At 70.6% G+C, this 7,626-nt stretch carries 8 protein-coding genes; 7 read left to right on the forward strand and 1 reads right to left on the reverse strand.

The window, feature by feature from the left end; all coding sequences use genetic code 11:
• Positions 1-171 precede the first annotated feature (171 nt).
• From ACODR5_RS13260 to ACODR5_RS13275, 4 genes are read left to right on the forward strand one after another with little or no spacing between them, the layout of a single operon-like run.
• A complete protein-coding gene (locus tag ACODR5_RS13260) occupies positions 172-1,293 on the forward strand; it encodes a hypothetical protein (RefSeq protein ID WP_449854990.1) in 1,122 nt (373 codons plus the stop codon).
• A complete protein-coding gene (locus tag ACODR5_RS13265; protein ID WP_449854989.1) occupies positions 1,293-1,589 on the forward strand; it encodes a hypothetical protein in 297 nt (98 codons plus the stop codon). The genes ACODR5_RS13260 and ACODR5_RS13265 overlap by 1 nt, the downstream gene beginning before the upstream one ends.
• On the forward strand, positions 1,586-2,938 hold the full coding sequence (locus ACODR5_RS13270; RefSeq protein ID WP_488983892.1) for a hypothetical protein: 1,353 nt from the start codon (positions 1,586-1,588) through the stop codon (positions 2,936-2,938). The genes ACODR5_RS13265 and ACODR5_RS13270 overlap by 4 nt, the downstream gene beginning before the upstream one ends.
• Complete coding sequence (locus ACODR5_RS13275; RefSeq protein WP_488983893.1) at positions 2,928-3,917, forward strand: AbaSI family restriction endonuclease; 990 nt, start codon at positions 2,928-2,930, stop codon at positions 3,915-3,917. The genes ACODR5_RS13270 and ACODR5_RS13275 overlap by 11 nt, the downstream gene beginning before the upstream one ends.
• A gap of 78 nt (positions 3,918-3,995) precedes the next feature.
• On the opposite strand, the gene ACODR5_RS13280 is transcribed toward ACODR5_RS13275, so the two are convergent.
• Complete coding sequence (locus tag ACODR5_RS13280) at positions 3,996-5,015, reverse strand: hypothetical protein (RefSeq protein ID WP_488983894.1); 1,020 nt, start codon at positions 5,013-5,015, stop codon at positions 3,996-3,998.
• A gap of 167 nt (positions 5,016-5,182) precedes the next feature.
• Between ACODR5_RS13280 and ACODR5_RS13285 the strand changes: the two genes are divergently transcribed.
• Genes ACODR5_RS13285 through scpB form a run of 3 tightly spaced genes read left to right on the forward strand, consistent with a single transcriptional unit; the run spans position 5,183 to position 7,573 of the window.
• Positions 5,183-6,079: a ParA family protein gene (locus ACODR5_RS13285; protein WP_449854985.1), complete on the forward strand. Its 897-nt coding sequence runs from the start codon at positions 5,183-5,185 to the stop codon at positions 6,077-6,079.
• A 5-nt stretch (positions 6,080-6,084) separates the two neighbouring features.
• Positions 6,085-6,948 (forward strand): segregation and condensation protein A, encoded by an 864-nt coding sequence (locus ACODR5_RS13290; protein ID WP_460818055.1) that lies wholly within the window; start codon positions 6,085-6,087, stop codon positions 6,946-6,948.
• On the forward strand, positions 6,938-7,573 hold the full coding sequence (gene scpB, locus ACODR5_RS13295) for an SMC-Scp complex subunit ScpB (RefSeq protein WP_460818053.1): 636 nt from the start codon (positions 6,938-6,940) through the stop codon (positions 7,571-7,573). Before ACODR5_RS13290 ends, scpB begins: the two co-directional genes overlap by 11 nt.
• The last annotated feature ends 53 nt before the right edge of the window (positions 7,574-7,626 follow it).

Raw genomic sequence — 7,626 nt, forward strand, 5'->3', positions numbered from 1 at the left:
TACGCGACGAGTCACCCGCGGGCCCGGTAGTCCCGTCGCCTTCTGTGCCCTCCGGCACGGTGCCCGATAGCAGCACCGCCGCGACCGGGCTCGTCCGGAATCGTGCGGGAACGTCCGAGCGAGGCCCGCCCGGGCGCTGCGCGCCGGGGCGGGCCTCCTAGCCTGAGCGGGATGAGTGCGCCACCCAGCATCGTGAACTACCTCACCCGCCTCGGCGAGCCCGCCTACGGCACCTCGCTCCTGCCGAGCGACTTCGTGCCCTTCGCCTCGGGGCCGGTGCGGGGCTGGACGGCCCGCGCCCACACGGCCGAAGGGCAGGACGTGCAGTACGTCGTCTGGGGTCGCCCCGGGACGGGGGAGGACCTCGACACCTGCCCGGTGCGGTGCGGGATCCGCGACGATCACGATGCCCCGAGCGCCGACGCCCTGGCCGGCCTGCGGCCGCTGCTGGATCCGTTCCGTCGCACCCTCGGCGAGCCGGCTCCGGTGCAGGACTGGTATGACGCGATCTGCATGGAGGATGCCGCCTGGGCCGTGGCCCAGCGGCACGAGCGGCGCTGGGGCGGGGCTGCGCTCGACGACGTCGTGACGCGCGTCGAGCACGGCATCTCCGCGTACGAGCAGCACGAGGTGGCCGTCTCGACGTTCGGCTCGCTCGCCGACGTGCAGGCATGGATCGACGAGGCGCTGGCGAAGACGCAGGTGCGGCTCGAGGCGCTCGTGCTGACCGACTTCCCCTATGTGCCGGGCGAGATGCGCGACGGCATGCTGCTGCAGGCCGTCGTCGACGACGAGGTCGTCGGCTACGCGCCCATCGCGGTGGCGACGAACCTCGACTCCGCCGAATGGCTTGATTCGCCGGTTGCGGAGATCGCGCCGCGTCCCCGGGCGGAGCTGCGGATGTCGGGCGCCACCCGTATGGGAATGAACGCGAGGTTCGTGCAGGCATGGGGAGACGTTCGTGCCCAGGCCACGCTCACAGGCGGTGCTGTGCCGTGCCCGGACCCGGATGGCTGGCTGATCCTCGGGATCATCGGCACCGACATCGCCGTCCCGGTTCCGGCGGGTGCCGCCAACCTGCTGATCGAGACGGACGACGACGGAGCCATGGTGGTCATCAGCGTCCACCCGTCTCTGGAGCGTGAGAAGCATCATCGCGATCGCGCAGGCTTCGAGCGCCGCTGGGGGCGCTGGCTGGATGACGACGTCGTGCTCACCGATGAGGAGCTGAACGAGGGGATCGCGCGCGCTGAGCAGGCGCTGCGCGCGGCGCTGGCGAAGGAGGCGAACTGATGTCCACGGGGATCACGATCGATGACGATGTCACGATCCCGCTCGACGGGTTCGAGGGGGATCGCCCGCGCGGGTGCCAGTGGGACGAGAGCGTGTGCACCGCGGTGCCCGGCTACCGCATCGTCGGCGCCGAGGAACGGCACGGAGACCACACGCACGAGGCTGAGGCGGCCGTCTACTGCCCTCGCCACTACGCGCTGGCGCTCGCGCGCCTCGTCGAGGCCCACCCCACGGAGTGCACGACGCCTCTGGCGGCGCACGCGGTCGTCTACGGGAGTATCGGAGGCGCACGATGAGCACACACAGCGCTGAGAAGCGGGTTCCGGGCAAGGTCGGGGCGTGGCGGTGGGTGGTGCTCGTCGCCGGAGCCGTCCTCGCCGCGGTGTTCGTCTTCTCGATCGTTCTTGCCGTGGTAGCGGCCATCCAGGCAGCTGGCAAGCCAAACTGGATGGAGCGGACCGGCCCAATCGGTGACACATTCGGCGGCCTCCTGGGCCCGATCCTCAGCACGGCAGCGCTCGGCGCCACGATCGCGATCGCCTTCGCAGAAGGGCGCCGCATAGACCGCGAACGGAATGAGCGCGAAGACGCCGACAAGGAGTCCCACGCCAACGGCCTGGTCGCGTGGATCGCCGAGACTCCGCGGAACAACCCCTCGGATACCTCCCATCTGGGCGTGGTGGTGACGAACGGCACCGGATCGCTCGTGCGCGACGTCGACCTCGTCGTGAAGGTGACGCTGTCGGGCTCGCGCGGAGAGCGCCGCATGAGGAATCGGGAGAAGGTAGTCCCCCCGGGAACCTGGTTCCTGCAGCTCGACCGGGGCGTCGCGGATGAGGACGCGCAACCTGAAGACGTCAACGGTGGCTGGCCGGCTCCCGTGCCGGTGGATGCGGCGGGTCAGCTTCGTGTCTGGCTCCCCTCGGTCAAGGGGGGCGATCTCACCGAGTATGCGCTCCGAGTGCACCCTCCCGAGGTAGACGACCGCGGCGAAGTGCAGCCGTACTTCGAGCTCGACGAGCTGCGCTTCGCTCTTGGCGGGCAGCGCTGGCGGCGTGAGACAGGCGACACGCTGAGCCGGTTCAGGGAGGGCAGCGACCAGGAGTGGAACGAGCGACGATGGAACCTGGAGTTCGAGGAACACGCGAAGGTCTGGCGCCCGCTCGTGAAAGCTCCCCGGCAGGCGCGACCGGCGAACCCCGTCACGCAGGAACGGATTCGCAGAATCGCGGCGGCGTTGGTGGGCAAGACGCCGGAAGCGATCGTGCCCGACGAGCGCTATCCGCTGGTGCCTGAGCTGCGGAGAACGGGGCTGCTGAAGCTCCGCGTATCCCGGCTGCAGCAGTCGATCTTCTTCTACAACACTGAGGTCGACAACGACCCGCATGTGCTGTGGCTGGGCGGCAGCGGCCGTACCGAGGAGATCCCGCAGTTCCTGCAGTTCGACGGGGCATGGAAGGGCTCATCCAGACAGAAGCGCCTGAGTGAGCTGAAGGACTTGCTTGTTCCCCTCAGCGGTGAACCGGAGCAGCTCGCGCAGAAGTTCCGGAAGAGCATCGGCGAATACCTCCCGGATCGACCCGCGTCGAGTCCCGCAGTCTTGACACCGTCCATCGCACCGAAAGGCATCGACAATGTCTCTTGACCACGCCATCACGCCCGTTCCTGTCCCGTCTGAGGGTGAGGAGGCGCAGCAGACCGCGCCGCCGGCGGCGGACCTGGCCTGGACGGCGAACCGACTGCGCAAGGCCGGGCACAAGATCTACGAGGTGTACGCCACCTCGCGCATCTTCCACCTGCTGAACGACCCGCAGATCGAGTTCGTCACGCAGCAGCTCGTGCGCCGTCCCGACGGGAAGCGGGCGCTGATGGACGTGTACTTCCCTCAGTTCAACCTCTTCGTCGAGATCGACGAGCCGTACCACGACGGTGAAGAGCAGGAACGCGCGGACCGCAAGCGCACCGAGGACCTTCGAAAGGCGCTGGCCACCCGCCAGTCGTCCATGATCGACGCGCCGGCGGAACCTGTGCGCCTCAAGGTCGCCGGTCAGACGATGGCGCAGTTCAACGAGCAGATCGATCGCGTCGTCGCTCGGATCACGTCGATGAAGAAGACGAAGGTCGCGGAAGGGACCTTCGAGCCGTTCGTGTTCGGCCGGCGCGCGAGCGTCGACTACTGGCGGGAACGCGGCACCGTCAGCGTGGACGATCGCACGGAGCTGCGTACCCGAGCGGATGTCGGAGCGCTGTTCGGGGTGCGGCCCAACCAGATGAAGGCGGTGTGGCGCGTCAGCGCCGACACCATCCTGTGGTGGCCGAAGTTCTACGACAACGCCCTCTGGTCGAATGTCCTCTCGTCCGACGGCACCGAGATCGTCGAGACGGACAAGCGCCCGGAGGGCGGAGGCCCGTCGCGGGTCACCCGCAACGACCCGCGGCCGGGCGATCGTCGGCTCGTGTTCGCCCACACCGAGGACGAGCAGTTCGGCGGCGTCTACTACAACTTCGCAGGCGTCTTCACGCAGGCGGAATCCGGGGGAGGCCGTACGCGATACGTGCGCGTCGCCGACACCGTCGACCTCGCGGCAGAGCGCGCTCGCGAGGGAGGCCCCGACTTTCGCTGAGGGGGCAAGCGCGCGCCCGCCCTTCGCGGTGCCGATGCCCGCGGCATCCGGATCGCGTGCGAGCGGTTCGGTCTGGCGTCAGTCGCGGCCGGGAAGTCCGTCGAGTGACGTGAGGGAACGGCCGGCCGCATCGGCATGGCGCGACAGCAGCAGCGCCACGAGCAGGGCGATGCCGCCCGAGATGAGCTTGTCGGCGACGGAGGAGCCGATGTTCGACACGAGCGCCGCCTCCCACGCGTTCGCGCCCGCCGCATGCAGGCGCTCGAACAGCGTGGTCGTGACGAGGTGATTCGTCCGCCCGTCGTACTGCAGCACCGTGATCGGAAGCGACGTGAGCGTGCAGCTCACGGCCGCGAGGAGGTTCAGCACGAGGAAGCGCGACGCGGTGCGTCCCAGGCCCCATTGGTGCACGCCGTACCCCCACACCAGCGCGCCCACGACCGAGACGAGCCCGAACGGCAGCCCCTCGGCGGCCAGGGGCAGCAGCGTGCCCGGGGTGAGGACGAGCGTGACGGCGGCGAGCGCGACGGCGGCCCAGGGGCCGATGCACACCGCGATGATGGCCGTGCCCGCCATGTCCAGCCAGATCGGGAGGTCGAAGTTGGCGACGATCACGCCGCCGACGAGGTTGACGCCGATGCAGGCGACGAACAGCGTGGCCGCGAGCGGCAGCTCGGGGCGGGGTGGCGGGAGGGTCGGCCAGCGCCGTCCTGCGGGCCGCGCCGCGGGCGCCGCCGGCGCGGCAGGTGCCGGCTGCTCGGCGATTTCGGCCGGCGGCCTCTCGGCCGTCCGCGCCGCGATGCACCGCTCGCGCCAGCGCTCGGCCTCGCTCGCGTCCCCTCCCAGGGCGGCCACGATCTCCGCGACGAGGCTGGGGTTCAGGCGCCTGCGCTCCGGCCGGAAGGCGTCGTACACCGTCGAGCGGGCGATGTGCGCGGACGCCGGGGCGATGCCCTTCTCCTCGCGCATGCGGGTGATCCGTGCCGCGATCTCGCCGTACGAGATGTCGCCGGCGCGCATGCGCAGCGCCTGCAGGTCGTTCGAGAGCTGCGCCATGGCGCGCGTGGCGGCGGTCGGATCGTCCTTCGTCTGGCTCATCGCGGGCACCCCCATCTCTCCGCGGTTCCCGAGCATAGCGGTGGGTAGTTACGGCTTTCGCGCGCGATCGGCCGGTAGATCGGTATGCTGTCGCGCTCGCGCGCGGATCCGGATCGCCGGGGCCGGTCGGCGGGATCGCGGGCGCGCGTCGCTAGAATCGACCAAGCATGTCGACGGCAGGAGCATCGGTGACGGAGAAGGCCAAGACCTCCACGAAGGACGAGCCCGTGCTCGGACCGACGGGACGTCCGTACCAGGGCTTCCCGACGCCTCCGAAGCTCGATCGGCACGGCCCCGCGCGCATCATCGCGCTGTGCAACCAGAAGGGCGGCGTCGGCAAGACCACGACGTCGATCAACCTGGCCGCGTCGCTGGCCGACTACGGCCGCAAGGTGCTCGCGATCGACTTCGACCCGCAGGGCGCGCTGTCGGCGGGCCTGGGCGTGCCGACGCACGACGTGCCCACCATCTACGACCTGCTGCTCGACACCAAGCGCGACCCGCGCGAGGCGATCGTGCAGACGGCCACCGAGGGCCTCGACCTCATCCCCGCCAACATCGACCTGTCGGCGGCCGAGGTGCACCTCGTCAACGAGGTGGCGCGCGAGAGCATCCTCTCGCACGTGCTGCGCCGCGTCGCGGCCGACTACGACGTCATCCTCATCGACTGCCAGCCCTCGCTCGGCCTGCTCACCGTCAACGCGCTCACGGCCGCGCACGGCGTGCTCATCCCGCTCGAGTGCGAGTTCTTCGCGCTGCGCGGCGTGGCCCTGCTCATCGAGACGATCGAGAAGGTGAAGGACCGCCTCAACCCCGCGCTCGATCTCGACGGCCTGCTCGCGACCATGTACGACCCGCGCACCCTGCACTCGCGCGAGGTGCTGGAGCGGATCGTCGAGACCTTCGGCGACAAGGTGTTCGAGACCGTCATCGGCCGCACGGTGAAGTTCCCCGACGCGTCGGTGGCCGGGCAGCCGATCACCGAGTACGCGCCGGAGCACCCGGCGGCCCAGGCGTACCTGCGGCTCGCGCGGGAGCTCGTGGCGCGCGGCGCCGTGGCGTAGTGGCCATGACCGGTCCCGGCCAGCCCGATCCGGACGGGGACGGCCCGGCCGCCGAGGGCGCGCCGGCCGAGGCGGGCGCCGCGGACGAACGTGCCTTCCGCGTCTCGCTGTCGAACTTCGACGGGCCCTTCGATCTGCTGCTGCAGCTCATCTCGAAGCACGAGATGGACATCACCGAGATCGCCCTCAGCAAGGTCACGGACGAGTTCATCGCCTACCTGCGCGACCTCGACTCGGGGGAGGAGCTGGATCAGGCCAGCGAGTTCCTCGTCGTCGCCGCGACGCTGCTCGACATGAAGGTGGCCGGGCTGCTGCCGCAGGGCGAGCTGGTCGACGCCGAGTCGGTGGCGCTGCTGGAGGCCCGCGACCTGCTGTTCGCGCGCCTGCTGCAGTACCGCGCGTTCAAGGAGGCGTCGGCGTGGTTCGCGCAGCGGCTGCGGGCCGAGGAGGGCCGGCACGCGCGCAGCGTGCCGCTGGACCCGAAGTACCGCGCCCGCACGCCCGAGCTCGTGTGGACGCTCTCGCCCGACGACTTCGCGGCGCTCGCGATCCTCGCCATGACGCCGCGCGACATCCCGACGGTGGGGCTGGATCACCTGCACGCGCCGCTCGTGAGCATCCGCGAGCAGGCCGCGATCGTCGTCTCGACGCTGCGCAGCGCCGAGACGCTCACGTTCCGCGAGCTGATCGCCGGCGTCACGCAGGCCGGCGTCGTCGTGGCCCGATTCATCTCGGTGCTGGAGCTGTACCGGCACGCGGCGATCTCGTTCGAGCAGCTCGAGCCGCTCGGCGAGCTGACGCTGCGCTGGACGGCCGAGCACTGGTCCGAGGAAACGCTGGCGACCCTGGGGGCCGACTATGACCGATGAGAACGCGACCGGCGCCGGCGAGGCGGCCGTGCCGGGCGACGCCCCGGCTACCGAGGCGAGCCGGCCTGAGCCGGTGGGGACGGTGCCGCAGCGGCTCGAGGCGATCCTGCTGATCGCGGACGAGCCGCTCAGCGTCGTCAGCCTCGCCACGGCGGTCGGCGCGCCCGTGGCCGCCGTGCGCCAGGCTCTCGAGGGGCTCGTCGCCGACTACGACGGACGCGACGGCGGCCGCCGCCGCGGCTTCGAGCTGCGCGAGGTCGGCGGCGGCTGGCGCATGTACGTGCGCGACGAGTTCGACGGCCTCGTGGCGGAGCACATCGGCGGGCAGGCGCCCGCGCGGCTGTCGCAGGCGGCGCTCGAGACGCTCGCGGTCATCGCCTACAAGCAGCCCGTCTCGCGCTCGCAGGTCGCGTCGATCCGCGCCGTGAACGTCGACTCGGTCGTGCGCACGCTGCTGGCCCGCGGCCTCATCACCGAGCTGTTCACCGATCCGGAGACGGGCGCCATCAACTACGGTACGACCGATCTGCTGCTGCAGCAGCTGGGCATCAACTCGCTCGACGAGCTGCCCCCGATCTCGCCGCTGCTCGACGACGGAGCCGACGGCTTCGACGACATCGTCTGATCCGCCGCCCGTCTCCCGGCGAGAATCCATCGCCGCGCCGAGAATCCGTGGGC

This window comes from Microbacterium sp. FG3, assembly GCF_057809335.1.

What these genes read in the sequence shown, in the direction of transcription:
- ACODR5_RS13280 (WP_488983894.1), bottom strand. Translation starts at nt 5,015, where the DNA reads ATGAGCCAGACGAAGGACGATCCGACCGCCGCCACGCGCGCCATGGCG.
- scpB (WP_460818053.1), top strand. Translation starts at nt 6,938, where the DNA reads ATGACCGATGAGAACGCGACCGGCGCCGGCGAGGCGGCCGTGCCGGGC.
- ACODR5_RS13290 (WP_460818055.1), top strand. Translation starts at nt 6,085, where the DNA reads ATGACCGGTCCCGGCCAGCCCGATCCGGACGGGGACGGCCCGGCCGCC.
- ACODR5_RS13275 (WP_488983893.1), top strand. Translation starts at nt 2,928, where the DNA reads ATGTCTCTTGACCACGCCATCACGCCCGTTCCTGTCCCGTCTGAGGGT.
- ACODR5_RS13260 (WP_449854990.1), top strand. Translation starts at nt 172, where the DNA reads ATGAGTGCGCCACCCAGCATCGTGAACTACCTCACCCGCCTCGGCGAG.
- ACODR5_RS13265 (WP_449854989.1), top strand. Translation starts at nt 1,293, where the DNA reads ATGTCCACGGGGATCACGATCGATGACGATGTCACGATCCCGCTCGAC.
- ACODR5_RS13270 (WP_488983892.1), top strand. Translation starts at nt 1,586, where the DNA reads ATGAGCACACACAGCGCTGAGAAGCGGGTTCCGGGCAAGGTCGGGGCG.
- ACODR5_RS13285 (WP_449854985.1), top strand. Translation starts at nt 5,183, where the DNA reads ATGTCGACGGCAGGAGCATCGGTGACGGAGAAGGCCAAGACCTCCACG.